Source organism: Micromonospora solifontis (genome assembly GCF_003725545.1).
Classification (GTDB): domain Bacteria; phylum Actinomycetota; class Actinomycetes; order Mycobacteriales; family Micromonosporaceae; genus Micromonospora; species Micromonospora solifontis.
Genome location: NZ_RJLN01000093.1, coordinates 1 through 18,403, shown reverse-complemented (window position 1 = coordinate 18,403; position 18,403 = coordinate 1). Strand labels below are relative to the sequence as shown.

At 70.4% G+C, this 18,403-nt stretch carries 16 protein-coding genes and 1 pseudogene; 4 read left to right on the top strand and 13 right to left on the bottom strand.

Annotated features, from left to right (window positions below):
- The coding region (locus EFE23_RS23610) for a cellulose binding domain-containing protein (protein ID WP_199737195.1) at positions 1–397 on the top strand (397 nt) is incomplete at its 5' end.
- A gap of 239 nt (positions 398–636) precedes the next feature.
- On the opposite strand, the gene araA is transcribed toward EFE23_RS23610, so the two are convergent.
- From araA to EFE23_RS28620, 10 genes and pseudogenes are all read right to left on the bottom strand, one after another.
- Positions 637–2,139: an L-arabinose isomerase gene (gene araA, locus EFE23_RS23605; protein ID WP_123243117.1), complete on the bottom strand. Its 1,503-nt coding sequence runs from the start codon at positions 2,137–2,139 to the stop codon at positions 637–639.
- Positions 2,140–2,165: 26 nt separating this feature from the next.
- The gene (gene yjfF / locus EFE23_RS23600) at positions 2,166–3,155 is read right to left on the bottom strand and encodes a galactofuranose ABC transporter, permease protein YjfF (protein ID WP_123243115.1); all 990 of its coding nucleotides are present in this window, start codon (positions 3,153–3,155) and stop codon (positions 2,166–2,168) included.
- Positions 3,152–4,222: an ABC transporter permease gene (locus EFE23_RS23595; RefSeq protein WP_123243114.1), complete on the bottom strand. Its 1,071-nt coding sequence runs from the start codon at positions 4,220–4,222 to the stop codon at positions 3,152–3,154. Before EFE23_RS23595 ends, yjfF begins: the two co-directional genes overlap by 4 nt.
- Positions 4,219–5,760, bottom strand: a complete 1,542-nt coding sequence (locus EFE23_RS23590) for a sugar ABC transporter ATP-binding protein (RefSeq protein ID WP_123243113.1) — start codon at positions 5,758–5,760, stop codon at positions 4,219–4,221. The genes EFE23_RS23595 and EFE23_RS23590 overlap by 4 nt, the downstream gene beginning before the upstream one ends.
- 130 nt (positions 5,761–5,890) lie before the next feature.
- Positions 5,891–6,886 (bottom strand): ABC transporter substrate-binding protein, encoded by a 996-nt coding sequence (locus tag EFE23_RS23585; protein WP_123243112.1) that lies wholly within the window; start codon positions 6,884–6,886, stop codon positions 5,891–5,893.
- A gap of 158 nt (positions 6,887–7,044) precedes the next feature.
- Positions 7,045–7,737, bottom strand: coding sequence for an L-ribulose-5-phosphate 4-epimerase (locus EFE23_RS23580; RefSeq protein ID WP_123243111.1), 693 nt, complete (start codon positions 7,735–7,737; stop codon positions 7,045–7,047).
- The gene (gene araB / locus EFE23_RS23575) at positions 7,734–9,416 is read right to left on the bottom strand and encodes a ribulokinase (RefSeq protein ID WP_123243116.1); all 1,683 of its coding nucleotides are present in this window, start codon (positions 9,414–9,416) and stop codon (positions 7,734–7,736) included. Before araB ends, EFE23_RS23580 begins: the two co-directional genes overlap by 4 nt.
- A gap of 574 nt (positions 9,417–9,990) precedes the next feature.
- A complete protein-coding gene (locus EFE23_RS29360) occupies positions 9,991–11,604 on the bottom strand; it encodes an alpha-L-fucosidase (RefSeq protein ID WP_255421174.1) in 1,614 nt (537 codons plus the stop codon).
- 109 nt (positions 11,605–11,713) lie between these two features.
- Positions 11,714–11,782, bottom strand: a pseudogene (locus EFE23_RS29355) (alpha-L-fucosidase); the annotation flags it as partial.
- Between the two features lie 57 nt (positions 11,783–11,839).
- A complete protein-coding gene (locus tag EFE23_RS28620) occupies positions 11,840–11,980 on the bottom strand; it encodes a hypothetical protein (protein ID WP_199737194.1) in 141 nt (46 codons plus the stop codon).
- A gap of 508 nt (positions 11,981–12,488) precedes the next feature.
- Between EFE23_RS28620 and EFE23_RS23565 the strand changes: the two genes are divergently transcribed.
- A complete protein-coding gene (locus EFE23_RS23565) occupies positions 12,489–13,970 on the top strand; it encodes an arabinofuranosidase catalytic domain-containing protein (RefSeq protein ID WP_123243110.1) in 1,482 nt (493 codons plus the stop codon).
- Between the two features lie 108 nt (positions 13,971–14,078).
- On the opposite strand, the gene EFE23_RS23560 is transcribed toward EFE23_RS23565, so the two are convergent.
- From EFE23_RS23560 to EFE23_RS29145, 3 genes are all read right to left on the bottom strand, one after another.
- A complete protein-coding gene (locus EFE23_RS23560) occupies positions 14,079–15,065 on the bottom strand; it encodes a LacI family DNA-binding transcriptional regulator (protein ID WP_199737193.1) in 987 nt (328 codons plus the stop codon).
- A 320-nt stretch (positions 15,066–15,385) separates the two neighbouring features.
- Positions 15,386–15,949 carry a GNAT family N-acetyltransferase gene (locus EFE23_RS23555; protein ID WP_123243108.1) on the bottom strand — a complete coding sequence of 188 codons (564 nt, stop codon included), beginning with the start codon at positions 15,947–15,949 and terminating at the stop codon, positions 15,386–15,388.
- The gene (locus tag EFE23_RS29145; protein WP_233601120.1) at positions 15,949–17,259 is read right to left on the bottom strand and encodes a helix-turn-helix domain-containing protein; all 1,311 of its coding nucleotides are present in this window, start codon (positions 17,257–17,259) and stop codon (positions 15,949–15,951) included. The genes EFE23_RS23555 and EFE23_RS29145 overlap by 1 nt, the downstream gene beginning before the upstream one ends.
- Positions 17,260–17,770: 511 nt before the next feature.
- On the opposite strand from EFE23_RS29145, the gene EFE23_RS23545 reads away from it, so the two are divergent.
- Together EFE23_RS23545 and EFE23_RS23540 are read left to right on the top strand one after the other, a co-directional pair.
- On the top strand, positions 17,771–17,992 hold the full coding sequence (locus EFE23_RS23545) for a hypothetical protein (protein WP_123243107.1): 222 nt from the start codon (positions 17,771–17,773) through the stop codon (positions 17,990–17,992).
- Positions 17,989–18,403 (top strand): globin family protein (locus EFE23_RS23540; RefSeq protein ID WP_500786058.1); only part of this gene is annotated, 415 nt, incomplete at its 3' end. The genes EFE23_RS23545 and EFE23_RS23540, both read left to right, overlap by 4 nt.

Below are 18,403 nucleotides of genomic sequence, written 5' to 3'. Positions count from 1 at the left end.
GAAACCCGCCTACACCGCCGTCCTCAACGCCCTCAACACCGGCGGCACCACCACGCCGCCGCCGAGCACCACCCCGCCGCCCACCACCACCCCGCCGCCCTCGGGTAGCGGCTGCACGGCGAACCTGACGGTCCAGTCCTGGCCCGGCGGCTTCGTCACCAACGTCCACGTCACCGCCGGCTCCACCGCGGTCAACGGGTGGACCGTGCGGATCACCCTGCCGGCCGGCACGGTGATCACCGGGACCTGGAGCGCGCAGCCCAGCGGGACCAACGGCACGGTGGACTTCCGGAACGTCGACTACAACGGCCAGATCGGCGCCGGAGGCAGCACCGACTTCGGCTTCCAGGGCACCGGCGTCGGCCCGTCCGGAACCCCCAGCTGCACCGCCGGCTGACCTCCTCCCCGGCCCGGATCCGCCACCGCCCCTCGGCCGGGTCCGGGCCGGCCCCTCTGCACAGCGGCCTGCCCGCCGGGGCCGGGTGAGAGCTGAAGTGCCGGCTCCGGCCGAACGGGAGCGACCCGGGCGGGCTGGAGCCGGCGGGGCTCCTCGGCCCGAAGACCCGAAGACCCGAAGAAAAGGGTGGCGGACGCGTCGGCGCACCGACGCGTCCGCCACCACAGGCACCCGCCGGGTCAGAACCCGCGGGCGAGCCGGTAGTACGCCTGGTTCCAGCGGATCTCGTCGGCGAAGCGGCGCGGATCCGTGTCGGCGTCGATGACGACCAGCTCCGTCCGGCTCATCTCGGCCAGATCGTGCAGCTCCTCCACCCCCACCGCCTGCGACAGCACCGTGTGGTGCGGGGCGCCCGCGGTGATCCACGCCTCGGCGGAGCCGGCCAGGTGCGGGCGCGGACGCCACACGGCCCGGGCCACCGGCAGCCGGCGCAGCGGATGCGGCGGCGTCACCACGTCGACCTCGTTGGCGACGAGCCGGAACCGCTCCCCCATGTCGGCCAGGCCGAGCACGACCGCCGGACCGGGCTCGGCGTCGAAGACCAGCCGCACCGGATCCTCCCGCCCGCCGATGCTCAGCGGGTGGATCTCGACGGAGGGCACGTCCGCGGCGATGCTCGGACACACCTCGAGCATGTGCGCGCCGAGGACCAGTTCCCGGCCCGGGGTGAGGTCGTAGGTGTAGTCCTCCATGAACGACGTACCGCCGTCGACCCCGACCGCCATCGCCTTGAGGGTGTGCACCAGGACGGAGGTCTTCCAATCGCCCTCGCCGCCGAAGCCGTAGCCGTCGGCCATCAGGCGCTGCACGGCGATGCCCGGCAGCTGGCGCAGCCCGCCCAGGTCCTCGAAGTTGGTGGTGAAGGCGCGGAACCCGCCCGCCTCGAGGAAGGCACGAAGGCCCAGCTCCAGCCGGGCGGCGTAGCGCAGGGAGGCGTGCCGGTCGCCGCCGGGGCGCAGCTCGGGCACCAACCGGTAGCTGTCGTCGTACTCCTTGACCAGGTCGTCCACCTGCGCGTCGGTGGCCTCGCCGACCACCTGGACGAGGTCGTTGACCCCGTAGGTGTTCACGGAGACACCGAAGCGCAGCTCCGCCTCCACCTTGTCGCCCTCGGTCACCGCCACGTCGCGCATGTTGTCGCCGAAGCGGGCCAGCCGCAGCGACCGCATCGCCGACCAGCCGATCGCCGCCCGCGCCCAGGCGGCCACCCGGGACACCACGCGGGGGTCCGTGACGTGCCCGGCGACGGTCTTGCGGGCCACCCCGAGGCGGGTCTGGATGAACCCGAACTCGCGGTCGCCGTGCGCCGCCTGGTTGAGGTTCATGAAGTCCATGTCGATCTCGTCCCACGGCAGCAGGACGTTGGCCTGGGTGTGCAGGTGCAGCAGCGGGGTCTGCAGCGCGTCCAGGCCGGCGATCCACATCTTCGCCGGCGAGAAGGTGTGCATCCAGGCGATCACGCCGACGGCCCCCTGCACGGCGGCGTCGCGGCAGACCCGCAGGATGTCACCGCTGGTGGTCAGGACCGGTTTCCAGACGATCCGGGCGGGGATGTGCGGCGAGTCGTCGAGCGCCGCCGCGATCTGCCGCGACTGGTCGGCCACCTGGCGAAGGGTGTCCTCGCCGTACATGGCCTGACTGCCGGTCAGGAACCAGATCTCAGGCTCAGCGTGCGTTGCCATGGGGTTGCCTTCCGCGAGATGGTCGGTCACTTGTAGCGGATTCCGATCAGACGTTGGAGCAGGATGAACGCGAAGAGCAGGCCGCCGATCACGATCTTGGTCCACCAGGAGTTGAGGCTGCCGTCGAAGGTGATCAGCGTCTGGATGACCCCGAGGACGAGCACCCCGAGCACGGTGCCGAAGACGTAGCCGGAGCCGCCGGTGAGCACGGTCCCACCGATGACCACGGCGGCGATGACGTCCAGTTCCATGCCCACGGCGATCAGCGGTGCGCCGGAGAGGGTGTAGAAGGAGAGCAGGATGCCGCCGATCGCCGCGCAGAGGCCGCTGATGGTGTAGACGGCGATCCGGGTCCGCCCCACCGGCAGCCCCATCAGCAGCCCGGACTGCGGGTTGCCGCCGATGGCGTACACGTTGCGGCCCAACCGGGTGTAGGCCAGGGTGTACGCGGCGACGGCGACCACCGCGAAGGCGATGATCACGCTGATCGAGACGAAGTTTCCGCTGGGGTTGCCGATGCGTTGCTGCGACATCCTGGTCCAGAACCCGTCGCTGATCGGGATGGACGACCCGCTGATGAAGGTGCACATGCCCCGGGCGAAGAACATCCCGGCGAGGGTGACGATGAACGGCTGGATGTCGAAGAAATGGATCACGCAGCCCATCAGGAACCCGAGCGTCGGCCCGATGAGCAGCGCGATGACCAGCACCAGCGCCGCCGGCAGGCCTTCCCTCAGCAGGAACGCCGAGACCATCGCGGTCATCGCGACGACCGAGCCGACGGAGAGGTCGATCCCGCCGGTGAGGATCACGAAGGTCATCCCGACCGCGACGACGAGCAGGAAGCCGTTGTCGATGAAGACGTTGAAGATCACCTGGATGTTGGAGAACGCGCGGTACTGAGAGACCCCGACGCCGTAGAGGACGAGCAGCAGGAGGAGGGTGGCCAGGACCGGGACGTGCCGCCGGGGCAGCCGCGACCAGGTTCGGGTGGCCATCAGGGACAGGGTGGTCATGCCGGCACCTGCTCCTTCGGCTGCTCGGTGACGGGGGCGGGGGCGGACGCCGGGGCTCGGCGCCGGGCGAACCGGGCCCGGAAGCCCGGTGCCTGGATGAGGCAGACCGCGATGACCACGACCGCCTTGAACAGCAGCGAGGTCTGGGGCGAGATGTTCATGGCGTACACCGTGGTGGTGAGGGTCTGGATGAGCAGCGCGCCGAGGATGGTGCCGCTGAGCGAGAACCGGCCGCCGGCGAGGGAGGTGCCGCCGATGACCACGGCGAGGATGGCGTCGAGTTCGACCCAGAGGCCGGCGGCGTTGCCGTCGGCACTGGACACGTTGGCGGTGATCATGAAGCCGGCGACCGCGGCACAGGCCGCGCTGATCACATAGACGAGGAACGTGATCCGCGCGGACCGGATGCCGGCCAGCCGGCTGGCCTGGGCGTTACCCCCGACCGACTCGATGATCAGGCCGAGGGCGGTCCGCCGGGTCACCGCGGCGATCAGCAGGGCGGCGGCCAGGGCGACGAAGATGGCCAAGGGCAGGGTCAGCAGGTGGCCGACGCCGATCGCCTTGTACGGGTCGGAGTTGATGGTCAGGATCTGCCCCTCGGTGATCAGCTGGGCGAGGCCCCGGCCGGCGACCATGAGGATCAGCGTGGCGATGATCGGCTGGATGCCGATGACGGCGACCAGGACGCCGTTCCAGGCGCCGAGCACCAGGGCCACCCCCAGTCCCAGGGCCAGCGCGGTCAGCACGCCGCCGAGGCTGTTCTGGTCGGGCTGGCGGCTGATGTAGAGGCAGGCGATGGCGCCGCTGATCGCGCAGAGCGAGCCGACCGACAGGTCGATGCCACCGGTGGCGATCACCAGCGTCATGCCGAGCGCGACCAGGATCAGCGGCGCGCTCAGCCGCAGGATGTCGATCAGGCTGCCGTACAGGTGACCGTCGCGCATCTGCACGGAGAGGAAACTCGGCCGGTAGGCGGTGTTGGCGGCCAGCAGGACGACGAGGACGACGACCGGCCAGAACAGCCGGTGTCTCGTCAGCGCCCGGTCGCCGGCGGTTCGGTTGCTCATGACGGCACCCCCTCGTGCCCCGCGCCGGCGGCGATGCTCTGCATGATCCGGTCGGCGTCGACGTCCTGGTCGTTGGTGAGTTGCGCGACCATCTCGCGGTCGCGCATCACGGCGATCTTGTGGCTGAGGCGGAGCACCTCCTCCAGCTCGGCGGAGACGAACAGCACCGCCATGCCGCCGTCGGAGAGCTCGGCGACCAGCCGCTGGATCTCGGTCTTGGCGCCGATGTCGATGCCCCGGGTCGGCTCGTCGAGGATCAGCAGCCGCGGCTCCGTGATGAGCCAGCGCGCGAGCAGCACCTTCTGCTGGTTACCGCCGGAGAGGTTGCCCACCGGGATCTCGGGGTCCGCCGGCCGGATGCTCAGGGCCCGCACGTACCGCTCGACCAGCTCGTCCTGCCGACGACGGGGAAGGGGCCGCAGCCAACCCCGGGCGGCCTGCAGGGCGAGGATGATGTTCTCCCGCACGGACAGCTCGGTGACGATCCCCTCAGCCCGCCGGTTCTCCGAGCAGAAGCCGATGCCGTGGCCGATGGCGGCCACCGGCGTACGCAGCGACGTGGGGGAACCGTTCACCCGGACGCTGCCGTGGTCGGCGCGGTCCGCGCCGAACAGCAGCCGCGCCACCTCGGTACGGCCCGAGCCGAGCAGGCCGGCGAGGCCGACCACCTCCCCCTCGTGGATGGTCAGGCTGAACGGCGCCACCGCCGATCGGCGGCCCAGCTCGCGGACGTCGAGCAGCGGCGTGCCCGCCGCCCCGTCGGCGGGGTCACGGCGGGGTTGCTCGTCGAGCCGCTCCAGCACGCGCAGTTCCTTGCCGATCATCTTCTCGACCAGACTGAGCTGGGGTAGCTCGCTGGTGGCGTACTCGCCGACGAGCTGTCCGTTGCGCAGCACGGTGATCCGGTCGGCGATGCCGTAGACCTGATCGAGGAAGTGGGTGACGAACAGGATGGCGATGCCGTCGTCGCGCAACTGCCGCATGACCCGGAACAGCTGCGCGACCTCACCGGCGTCGAGGCTGGAGGTCGGCTCGTCCAGGACCAGCACCCGGGCCTGGATGTCGATGGCGCGGGCGATCGCCACCATCTGCTGCACGGCCAGCGAATAGCTGCCGAGCTGCGCGTTGACGTCGATGTCCAGGTCGAGCCGGGCGAGCAGGGCCCGGGCCCGGCGGCGCATCTCGCCCCAGCGGACCGCGCCGAGCCGGCGCGGTTCCCGGCCGATGAAGATGTTCTCCGCCACCGAGAGGTTGGTGCAGAGGTTGACCTCCTGGTAGACGGTGCTCACCCCGGCGGCGGTGGCCTGCATCGGGCCGGCGAACGACACCTGCTCGCCGTCGAGCGTGACGATGCCGCGGTCGGTGCCGTAGACACCGGTCAGCACCTTGATCAGGGTCGACTTGCCGGCGCCGTTCTCGCCCATCAGGGCGTGCACCTCGCCGGGAAAGAGCCGGAAGTCCACGTTGTCGAGCGCGCGTACCCCGGGGAAGGACTTGCTGATCCCCGTCATTGTCAGGACTGGATGGCTGCCTGTCATGCCACCGGACCTTTCCTGAGGTTGGTGAGAAGGCGACCGGTGTACGCCGGTCGGTGGGGCCGGCGCGGCGGCCGGGCCCGAGGCCCGGCCGCCGCAGCGGAGTGCAGGGGGTGTGGCCCCCGTGGTCCGGTCAGTACTTGCGGTTCGGCAGCGCCTCCTTGGCCTGCTCCTGGGTGAAGGTGGTCTCCTGGGTCTCGATCCGGACCGGGACCTCCTCGCCGTTGTGCACCTTCTTGACCAGGTCCATCAGCTGGGGACCGAGCAGCGGGCTGCACTCGGCGATGAAGTTGAACTTGCCGTCGGCGAGGGCCTGCATGCCGTCCTTGACCGCGTCGACGGTGATGATGGTGATGTCCTTGCCGGGCACCTTGCCGGCCGCGGTGATCGCCTCCAGGGCACCCAGGCCCATGTCGTCGTTGTGCGCGAACAGCACGTCGATCTTCGGGTTGGCCTTCAGGAACTGCTCCATCACCTGCTTGCCGCCGGCGCGGGTGAAGTCACCGGACTGCGAAGCGATGATCTTGAGGTTCGGGTTGGCCGAGATCGCGTCGGCGAAGCCCTTCTTCCGGTCGTTCGCCGGCGCCGAACCGGTCGTACCCTGCAGCTCGACGATGTTGACCGGGCCGGTGGCCGCCTTCTCCTTCTCCACCAGCCACTCCCCCGCGAGCCGGCCCTCCTTCACGAAGTCCGACCCCAGGAAGGTCTTGTAGAGGGACTTGTCGGCCGAGTCGACCGCCCGGTCGGTGAGGATGACCGGGATCTTCGCGTCCTTGGCCTCCTTGAGGACGGTGTCCCACCCGGACTCCACCACCGGCGAGAAGGCGATCACGTCGACCTTCTGCTGGATGAAGTTGCGGATGGCCTTGATCTGGTTCTCCTGCTTCTGCTGCGCGTCGTCGAACTTCAGGTCGATCCCGGCTTCCGCCGCGGCTTCCTTGATGGACGTGGTGTTCGCCGTCCGCCAGCCGCTCTCCGCACCCACCTGGGAGAAGCCCAGGGTGATCTTCCCATCGTCCTTGCCGCCGCTGTCGCCCGTGTCGCTGTTGCCGCAGGCCGCCACGCCGGTGGCCAGCAGCGCGGCGGTGAGCACCGCGATGACCTTGCGGGACGACAGGTGGGTCCTCATTCTCTTCACCGCAAATCTCCTCGGGGTAAACGTTGCGCGGGCCGTACGCCCCGACGGCGCACGTCCTGCGCTGGTGGTGGTGCTGCCAGTGGTGGTGTCCGAAGGTGGTGCGACGCGGACGGCCCCGGTGCGGACCGCCGCGCGATCGGGGCGGGCCGTCAGGGGCTCGCGGGTGAGGGGGGTCGCTGTCCGTAGACGTTCTGGTAGCGGTCGTGCAGGGCGTCGACGTCGGCCGCCGCCATCGGCAGCGGCGCGCCGAGCGCCCGGGCCAGGTGCGCGGTGCGGGCGATGTCCTCACACATCACCGCGGCCTTCACCGCGGCGCGGGCGTCGCGGCCGATGGTGAATACGCCGTGGTTGCGCATGAGCACGGCCGGCGAGCGGTGCCCGGCGAGGGTCTCCACGATCCCCTTGCCGATGTCGTCGCCGCCGATCAGGGCGAACGGGCCGACCGGGATCTCGCCGCCGAACTCGTCGGCCTGGGCGGTGAGGTGGCAGGGGATCGGCTCGCCGCGGGCCGCCCAGGCGGTCGCGTACGTGCTGTGCGTGTGCACCACCCCGCCCACCTCGGGCAGCGCCCGGTACACGTAGGCGTGGGCGGCGGTGTCGCTCGACGGCGAGAGGTCGCCCTCGACCACGACGCCGTCGAGGTCGCACACGACCATGTTCTCCGGCGCGAGGTCGTCGTAGTCGACCCCGCTCGGCTTGATCACCATCAGGTCGTGGCCGGGCACCCGGGCGGAGACGTTCCCCGCCGTCCAGGCGACCAACCGGTAGCGGGTGAGTTCGCCGTGCAACCGGGCGACGCTCTCCCGCAGCCGCCGGAGCTGCTGTTCGAGCTCGGCACTCATGCGACCACCTCCAGCGGCGTGGTGACCTGTGCCGCCGACTGTTCGACGGCGGCGTTGCGGATCGCCCGCAGGCGGGACATGACGTCGTTGCCGCCGCGACCGAAGTGGTCGTGCAGGGACCGGTACTCGGCGTAGAGCGCGTCGTAGGCCCGCGCCCGGTCCGGATCCGGCCGGTAGGCGTCGCGCTCCACCCGGCCCATCGCGGCCGAGGCCGCGTAGACGTCCGGGTACGCCCCGGCGGCCACCGCGGCGTGGATGGCCGAGCCCAGGGCGGGCCCCTGGGCCGACCCGATGAGGCTCAACGGCCGGTTGGTGACGTCGCTGTAGATCTGCATGAGCAGCCGGTTGGCGGTCAGACCACCCGCCACCACCAGCTCATGGATCGGCACGCCCGCCGCGGCGAACGCTTCGATGATCATGCGGGTGCCGTAGGCGGTCGCCTCCAGCAGCGCGCGGTAGACGTCCGCCGGCCGGGTGGCCAGGGTCAGCCCCACGACGAGACCGCTCAGGTCGTGGTTGACCAGCAGGGAACGGTTGCCGTTCCACCAGTCCAGGGCGATCAGCCCGTGCGCGCCGACCGGCTGCGCCGCGGCCAGCTCGGAGAGCCGCTGGTGCGAGTCCAGCCCCGCCGGGGCGGCGTGCTCGACGAACCAGCCGAAGATGTCGCCGACGCCGCTCTGACCGGCCTCGTATCCCCAGGCGCCAGGGCTGAGTCCCCCCTCGACGACGCCGCACATGCCGGGCACCTCCGCCAGCTCGGTGCCGTTGACCACGTGGCAGGTCGAGGTGCCCATGATGGCGACCAGGTGGCCGGGCACCAGGGCCTGCGCGGAGGCGGCGGTGACGTGGGCGTCGACGTTGCCGGCGGCGACCGCGATGCCCTCTGGCAGCCCGGTCCAGGCGGCGGCCTGGGCGGTCAGGGCGCCGGCCCGGGCGCCCATCGGCAGCAGCGGGCCGTCCAGCTTGTCGACGAAGTCGGTGAACCCCGGGTCCAGTGCCGCCAGGAAGTCCGCCGACGGGTACCGGCCGTCCTGCCGGATGCCCTTGTAGCCGGCGGTGCAGATGTTGCGCGTCTCGGCGCCGCACAGCTGCCAGACGATCCAGTCGGCCGCCTCGACGAACCGCACGGCGCGCCGGTAGATCTCCGGGTCCTCGTCGAGGAGCTGCAGGCCCTTGGCGAACTGCCACTCGGCGGAGATCTTTCCGCCGTACCGGTTGAGCCACGGCTCGCCGCGTTCGCCGGCGAGGGCGTTGATCCGGTCGGCCTGCGGCTGCCCGGCGTGGTGCTTCCACAGCTTCACCCAGGCGTGCGGCCGGTTCCGCAGCTCGGGCACCTCGCACAGCGGGGTGCCGTCCGCCAGGGTGGGCAGGACGGTGCAGGCGGTGAAGTCGGTGGCGATGCCGATCACCCGGGCCGGGTCGATCCCGGCGGCCGCCACGGCGGCCGGCACCGCGTGGCGCAGCACGTCCCGGTAGTCCTCGGGGTCCTGCAGCGCCCAGTCCGGCGGGAGCGGCACCCCGGTCGGCAGCGCCGACTCGATCACACCGTGCCGGTACTCGTGGACCGCGGTGCCCAGCTCCGCGCCGTCGGCGACCCGGACCACCAGCGCCCGGCCCGACAGCGTCCCGAAGTCGACCCCGACGACGTACCGGTCTCCCGGTCCGTCCACACCCATCATCTCCACCTCCGCGTGCCGTGGCCCACATTGTTAGCGCTCACATCGGCGTTGGTCAAGACGCGATCGCAACAGTCCCGTAACGGCGCACCCATCGACCCCACCGGGCCACCTCGATCGGGTCGACCGACCGTCGCGACCGGATGTTAACGTTCACAGACTTCGATGGGTCGCCACGTTCCTTCTGGGACTGTCGCCCGGACGGCAGCGTGCGGATGATCTGTTAGCGCTAACCCGACTTCCCCGCCACTGCAGCGCGCTCGACGGGCCGGCGCCGGACCCGGCGGAGCCCCTGCCCGGCACGGTCCGCGCCGCGCTCGCGCCGCCCGCGCCCGGAGCAGCCGACGAGACCCCGGCGGCTGCGCTGGTAGCGCTATCACCGTCGCTGCGGTGAACAGTCACAAGCACCGACCGCGCCAAGTGTCGATGGCCCCGGGAGGGGGCATGGCGGCGTGTCGCAGACGCCGCACATTCCGTTTCGCCGCATGTCGAGTGGGTCGGAGCCGAATCGCGACGTGCTGGCGGCACCAACGCGATCGCGCGGCCCGACATGGTCGGGCCGCGCGATCGGGTTCGGTCAGAGGGCGGTGATGGTCCAGTGGTTGTTCGTGCTGCCGTTGGGCGCCCACATGCAGACCGTCGACCCGACGGTGGCGTTGCCCATCCCGTCCAGCGCCGTCCCGGTGCCCCGGTTGATCACCTGATACCGACCGTTGCCCAGGCTGTTCAACCGCCACTGCTGGTTGTTACCACCGTTCCACGGCGCCTGCCGCGCGTTCGCCCCGTTCGCCGCGCTGCCCCAACTGTCGACCACCATCCCGTTGGCCCGATTCACGATCCGGTAATAACCCCCACCCACATCCACCAACTGCCACTGCAGATTCGGACTACTCACATCACTCCACTGCTTGACCACCGAACCCGAACCCACACTCCCACCACTGTCCAACACCAGACCCGTCGTCACATTCGCGATCTTCACGTACCCCGCGGGCGTGGGGCCGCTGCCGAGCGCGGGGATCTGACCGGCGAAGGTGAGCTTGACGACGTACGCGAGGGCGCTGAACGGGGCGCTGGACGAGGGCATGGTCAGGTGCAGGCCCGATCCGTCCTGGGTGCGGTTGGGCAGGTCGAGGTACGTGCCCGCGGTGGAGCCGAGCAGCCGTGCCGAGGCCAGGGTGCTGAGGTTGATCTGGTTCGAGCCGAGCGTGGCGATGTTCAGAGTGCTGCCCGGCCAGCCGAGCACGGTGGCGTACAGGACGGTGTTGTCCTTGCTGCGGGTGAACCGGATGTCCTGCCCGGTGCCCTCGCGGGGGGTCTGGAACGATCCGCCGCCCATCTGGGTGGGGCCTTCACCGAAGGCCGACCAGGCGCGGGTGGCGTAGACCGCCTCGCCGAAGCGGCGCAGGTGGTCGCCGAAGCCCTGCAGGATGGTGCGCTGGCCGGACGGGATGGTGCCGTCGGCCATCGGCGCGATGTTGAGCACCATGGTGCCGTTCTTGCTGACCCGGTCGATGAGCGCGTGCACCAGCGACTTGGTGGAGTAGTAGCCGATGCCCTGGGTGTAGCACCAGCTGGAACTGGAGACGCTGTCGTCGGTCAGCCAGTACGGGGTCTGGATGCCGGCCGGGCCGCCGCGTTCGAAGTCGTAGACCTCACCGCGGTTGTTGAACCCGTCCTTGTAGGTGGCGACCACGTCCTTGTTCCAGGCCACGGCCTTGTTGTAGTAGTACGACAGGAAGTTCAGCCGGTACGACTCGGGGATCTGCGAGAGGTTGAAGTCCTGCCAGAGGATGTCGGGCTGGTAGCCGTCGATGACCTCGCGCAGTTTGTCGTACCAGAGCTGGTACTCGGCGGTGGCGCCGAGTTGGCCGTAGAGCTTCCTCAGGCTGGTGTCGGACTGGCTCGGCACCCACTGGAAGTAACCGGTGAAGTTGTACGCGTGGTGCAACGACACCCAGAGCTTCAGGCCCTTGGCCCGGATCGCGTCGGCCTGCAGGCGTAAGAGGTCCAGCCGCGGTCCCCGGGCCACCGAGTTCCACTCGTTGGCGCTGCTGTTCCACATCGAGAAGCCGTCGTGGTGCTCGGCGACCGGCCCGGCGAACTTCGCGCCGGCGTCGGCGAAGAGCTGGGCCCACTCGTTGGGGTCCCACTTCCCGCCGGCGGACGTGAGCTTCGGGGCGAACTGCACCCAGTTGCCGGCCTTGTCCGGGGGCCCCGTTGATGAAGTTGTGGTACGGCCACACGGACGGGTCGCCGTACACGCTCTTGTGGTGGTTGTTCTCGTTCGAGCCCGAGTTGTACATGTTGCGCGGGTACCACTCGCTGGCGTACGCGGGGACGCTGAACGCGCCCCAGTGGTAGTAGATGCCGAACTTGGCATCCTGGAACCACTCGGCGGCGGGCGGGTGCTGGTCGACGGAGGATCAACTGGCGGTGTAGCTCTGCGGACCGACGGTGGCCAGGGCCAGGCGTACGTTCGACAGCCCGGCGGCTGTGGCGGCGCCGGTGAGCCCGACGGCCGCGAGCAGGCTACGGCGACTGAGGTGCAGGGGGGACGGGGACATACCTGGAACCTCTCTCGGAGGGTGCGAACGGTTGACCTTCGACCTGCGGGGACGGCCGATGAGGCTGCGGCGTGGGAAACGAGGCTCCGGCCCGGAAGAGTGGAGCAAGCGGTCGCCCGGACGCCGGTGGGCGCGCCCGACGTTCGTCGCTCACCGGTGGCACGCCATGGCGCGCGGCCGGCATGACCCGTCGGCCCGATGCCCACGAGCCGCCAGCAACATTCTGTTATCGCTAACATGCCCCGGCCACCCTCATGTAACAGGTGGATGAACGCCGATGTCAATAGCCGGCACGCGCAGGCGCCGGCGACGGGGCCCACCACACCGGAGACGGCAAGGCACCCTTATTGATCCACTGGCCGTCAGGCGCAACCCGCTCACAGGTCCAGCAGGTCACCCCCGCCGACTGGCCGCAACTCCACACTGGACGTTGACAGGCGCGAATGTAAACGCGACGCTAATCCTCGATGTTAGCGTTCACACCCCCGCCATCCACCTGGGAGGACTGATGAAACCGAACGTGGGCCGTCGGCGTCGCCTGGCGGCCAGCCTGGCACCCCTGGCACTGCTCGTCGCGGTCACCGGCGCCGTGGTGGCCTCCGCGGCGCCACAGGCCCAGGCGGCAACCACCGGGCCCTGCGACATCTACGCGGCCGGCGGCACGCCGTGCGTGGCGGCGCACAGCACGACCCGAGCGCTCTACGGCTCCTACAACGGGCCGCTCTACCAGGTCAGGCGCTCGTCCGACAACGCCACCCGGGACGTCGCCCCGCTCGCGCCGGGAGACGTGGCCAACGCCGCCACGCAGGACTCGTTCTGCGCCGGCACCAGCTGCGTCATCTCCGTCATCTACGACCAGACCGGCCGGGGCAACCACCTGACCCAGGCACCGCCCGGCGGCTTCTCCGGCCCGGCGGCGGGCGGCTACGACAACCTCGCCGACGCGACCCTCGCGCCGGTCACCCTCAACGGCCACAAGGCGTACGGCGTGTTCGTGGCACCCGGTACCGGTTACCGCAACAACAACACCAACGGCATCGCCAAGGGCGACCAGCCGGAGGGCATGTACGCCATCTTCGACGGCACGCACTACAACGGCGGCTGCTGCTTCGACTACGGCAACGCCGAGACCAACAGCCGGGACAACGGCAACGGCACCATGGAGGCCATCTACTTCGGCAACATCAAGGTCTGGGGCTACGGCACCGGCCCCGGCCCCTGGGTCATGGCGGACCTGGAGAACGGCCTCTTCTCCGGCGTCAACGCCGGCTACAACGCCAACGACCCGACGGTGACCCACCGGTTCCTCACCGCCATCGTCAAGGGCGAGCCGAACCACTGGGCCATCCGGGCCGGCAACGCGCAGTCCGGCGGGCTGTCCACCTACTACAACGGGCCGCGTCCCAACGTCGCGGGCTACAACCCGATGAAGAAGGAGGGCGCCATCATCCTCGGCATCGGTGGCGACAACAGCCACGGCTCCGCCGGCACCTTCTACGAGGGCGTGATGACCTCCGGCTACCCGTCCGACGCCACCGAGAACTCGGTCCAGGCGAACATCAACGCGGCCGGCTACGCGGCCAGCACCGGCGGCGGTCAGCAGAACGTCGAGATCGTGGGCAACCAGTCGGGCCGCTGCCTCGACGTGCCGAACGGCAGCACCACCAACGGGACCCAGTTGCAGCTCTGGGACTGCTGGGGCGGGACCATGCAGCGCTGGACGTACACGTCGGGCAAGCAGCTGACCGTGTACGGCAACAAGTGCCTCGACGCCGAGGGCGCCAGCACCAGCCCGGGCACCCGCGCCATCATCTGGGACTGCAACGGCCAGTCCAACCAGCAGTGGAACCTGAACTCCAACGGCACCATCAGCGGCGTGCAGTCCGGGCTCTGCCTCGACGCCTACAACTGGGGCACCACGAACGGCACCAAGATCGTGCTCTGGACCTGTCATGGTGGGGCCAACCAGCAGTTCACCCTGCGCAACTGACCGCGCCCGCCGAAATTGCACCGCAGATCGGGGGAGGTGGACCGTCCCGGAACGCGGACGGCTCCGCCTCCCAGGTCCGGCGCGGCGGCCGGGGCCGGCCGCGGGCGGTCAGCGGGGCGGGGCGCCGACGCTCTGCCGGGAGATCAGGGTCGGTGCGATGGTCTGCCGCAACTCACCCACGGCACCGGACTCGATCTGCGCGAGCAACAGGTCCAGGCTGGCCCGGGCCACCGCGGTGAAGTCCGGCCGGACGGTGGTCAACGGCGGGATGAAGTATGCCGCCTCCGGCACGTCGTCGAAGCCCACCACACTGATCTCGTCCGGCACCCGGCGGCCGTACTCGTGCAACGCCCGCAGCACGCCCAGCGCGAGGTGGTCGTTGGCGGTGAAGATCGCGGTCACCTCGGGCATCCGCGCCAGCATCTGCCCGCACCGGTAGCCCGAGGCCGCCGACCAGTCCGCCGGCACCAGCGGCGGCACCTCGGCTCCGGCTGCCCGCAGCGCCTCCCGCCAGCCCTCGATCCGCCCGGCGCTGTCGAACCAGTCGGCCGGCCCGGAGACGTGCCAGACCGTACGGTGACCGGCCTCCAACAGATGCTGCGTGGCCTCCCGCGCGCCCGCCACCTGGTCCACCGTCACCAGCGGAACCGGACGGCGGGGGTCACCGTCGACCGTCACCAGGGGAACATCCTTCGGCAGGTGCTCCAGCGCCTCGCCGGCGGACTCGACGGGTGCTATGACGACGATCCCGGCCACCCGGTGCGCCAGGTGCCGCTCCACGGCCGCGGAGATGGAGACCCGGTCCAGGTCGCGGACGCTGCCCACGCTGACCGCGAAGCCCTCCTCGGCGGCGGTCTGCTCCAGCGCCGCCAGCAACGACGCCGGGCCGTACAGGGTGGTGTTCTGCGCGACCACCCCGATGACCTGCGACCGGCCGGTCACCAGGGCACGAGCGGCTCGGTTGGGCCGGTAGCCCAGCTCGGCGATCGCCGCCTGCACCCGCAGCCGGGTCTGCTCGCGGACGTTGGGGTGCCCGTTGAGCACGCGCGACACCGTCTGATGGGAAACCCCGGCAAGGCGGGCCACATCCGTCATCGCGGGACCCCGCACGGCCCTCACCCTCCCCGCCAAGCCCCCGCCCGCGCTCCGACGCTCGACGCCGGAGCGGTTGGACGCACCATCCGCAGCCCTCGCACCCACCCTGGCCGACCATCCAGGTCAGCCCGCACAAGGCCAGCGCCAGTGTACGCCCAGGACGAAGCCGGCCCGCCGAGGCACGGGGTGTCCACCACGGGGAATGCGCCTGGCCACCGGGACGCCGTTGTCCTCGGCGCCCACCGACACAAGGGGTGGGCACGCCAAGGTGCGCCGCGCGTCCACCGGAACGCGCCGGACCGACTCCGGGCGTCAGGTGGTCATTCGGCGCCGCGTGGTGAGTGCCGATCACGCATCCTGACCAGGACCATGAAGGTAGGTGCGTTTTCCCAGTCCGGTCTGAGCTTGGCGACGGACTGCCAACCCCACGTCCGGTAGGCATTCCGAGCCGCCGTGTTGTCCGGACGCACAAGGAGCGTCACCCGCTCCTCACGTCGGCTACCCACCAACTCGTCGTGCAACGCACGGGCGATGCCTCGGCGCTGCCATCCGCGGCGCACCAACAACTCACTGACCGCGAATGTCCGCCGGCCGTCTTCCTTCGTGAAGCCGGCGGGAACGGGTTCCTGGACGCCGTCCCACCACCGCGTGTCGGATGCCAGCGGAAACCCGTAGATGTAGCCGACCAGTTCTGCGTCGATCGTCGCCGCGACCAGCTCCCAACCAACTCTCGGCATGTGCACTGCGAGCTGCTGCTGGTACCGCTCCGCGTTGTAGAGCGGCCCGTCGCCGGAGTGTGCGTCCAGGTACACGTCCACGAGCTGGTCGACCAACTGCTGAGCCTGCTCGGTGTCGTAGCGCCGCAGCCGCAGGTTCTCCAGCATCAGGCCAACGTCCTGTCGTACGCCTCGACGAACTCGCGAACCTGCGGCGCCGAGCGGCCGGTCCCCGCAAGATCGGACCGCACCTCAGCCAGCAGCCGGGACACCCGGCCTGATCGCACCGCACGCGCCCCGGGCAGCGCCTTCAAACCTGCCCGTGCCGCCTCGTCGGCGTCGCCGTGGCGGCTCGCCGCGCGTGCGAGCTGGACTGTGTAGTAGAGCTGGTTCCGTCGGTGAGCGGCGGAGGGGGCGTCTGTTACGGCGCGGAAGCATTCGGCGGCGCGACCGGGCTGATTAAGGGCAAGGTAGGACAGGCCTTGTATGCCGGTGACCTCCTGGGCTGTCACGAACGAGATGAACGGTAGGTCATCCTCGTGGCCGCCTCCGTCGAAGGCTCGGCGAGCCCTGGTCATCTCCTGCTCGAAGCCGAGCACATCCCTGAGCGTGGCGTGCGCGTAGGCCGCCCTCAGGTGTAGGAGAGTGCGCAATCGCGGCGTGGCCCAGCCGGCAGATGCCCGTAGGGCCGCTTCCGCGCACTGCGCCGCCTCGCCCGGCCGGTCCGGGCGGAGCAGCAACGACATGCAGGCCAGGGCTCGCACCTCGACCCTTGGGTCGTCCGCGACCCGTGCCCGAGCGATCGCCTCGTTCAGATAGGGGCGTGCTTCCGTTCGGCGGTCCGCGTCGATGGTGAGCCAGGCCGCCTGGATCGCCAGATCCGCCAAGGCGCTCTGCAACGCGTCACCCACCGATCGGCTGTAGTCAGCCTTTGCTGCCCATGTCGACAGCCGCTCGTGCACCTGCATCGCGATGTCGCAGAGCGCGTCGGCGCCGATTGCCGCGTCTGCCTTGCGGAACTCATCCACGAGCGAGCCGGCGTACCGCACCTGCTCCATACCGATGGCCGGTGGGAGATCGGCGTGCGGTGCCAGGAGGCCGAAGCAGCCGCTGGCCTGGATGCCGGCCAGAGCGGCTACGGCGTGGAACTGCCGACGGTTCGTGGTGCCACCTTCTTCGTGAGTGATTGTTTGCCCCACCAAGACGGGCTGGCCGGGCAGCGCGAACCAGAGACGGGACGTCGGGATCCCCAGCAGTGTCGCCCAGTGCGCGAGCCGGTCCAAGTGCACGAGCGGAGGGCCGCTCTCCACCCGGCTCAACTGCGCCTGTGTGATTCCGAGCCATGCCGCGACCACGGTCTGCGGCAGCGGGTTCCGCCCGTGGTACGGGTGGTACCGGTACGCCCGGATCACTCGCCCGAGGTGCCGCTCCGCGAGAGCCTGGTTTATCGGCTCGTGCCTCCAGAAGCTCTCCGGCACCTGGGGCGGGCTGCTCAGTCTGTCGCGCTCGGCAGCCTGGCAGGGTGCACAGCGTCCGCTGACGTTGTCACGCGCCAGGCTGCCCCCGCAGCGGGGACAGTTCCTAGGTGTCACCGGCAACCTCGCCAATCGCGGTGGCTCTGTCGATGGGGCGCAGTCGGTCACCTCCATTCAAGCCGTTCTGCCTACCTGCGGTATGCGCGCCACGCATATCGACGATTCTGCCAGTGGCGTGCGCCGGCTGCCGCCCTGTCGGCTTGAGGGACCGACCGTGATCGGGCCGCCACAGCCCCGACGAAGGAGCTTGCAGTTTGACTCGTCGGCAATATACGGAGCGTGCATGTGCAGCACGATCACCGTGGCATACCGGCAGCCATGATCAGCCTCGAAAGTGAGCGCATGGCCCGGGGCGGGTGCTGGGCTCCGGCCGCGTCGTTCCCCCGTACGGCGGCGGCCGTCCCCGCCCACCCCGGTGCCACTGCACGCACCCCACCGCCGGAGGCGCCCACCGATGACCGCCGTACTCGCCGACTTTCCCGTGCTCACCCCGGTCACCGACGAGGACCTGGCGCTCGCCGTCCATGCGGCCCGCGTCCACGTCCCCGAGCCGTGGCCGCAGGGCCTGCTGTGCCGCAGCGAACGCGTCCCGTACCCGTGCCGCCTGGCCCGCTGGGCGCACGCCACGATCGACGCCGCCGGCCTCACCGAGGACCAGCTCCGGGAGCCGGCGTGACGGACCGGGAGGCCACGGATCACGAGACGCGCGAGGCGGAGCTGTCCCCGTACCTGATCGGGATGGACCGGCAGCGTCGCGCGGAGAGCTACCTGCGGCCGCCCTCGTTCTGGGAGGAGGTCGAGGACCGCTGCCCGGGCCTGCTGACCGAGCGGGACGCCCCGCTGGTCGAGGCCGCCCTGCGCCGGCTCACCGACCGGCCGGACCGCCCCGAGACGCTGGCGCTGCTGAGCGTCCTGGGCCGCGCGTACCGTCGCTTCGGCCTGCGACCGGAGCACCAGCCGGTCATCGACGGCGCGCTACGCACCACCGTGCCCTGGCCGGAAGTCGAGCGGGCCGCCACGAAAGCCGGGGACGGCCCGGCCTGGTGGCCGGTCGAGGTGCTCGACCACGACCTGACCTGCGACGGGA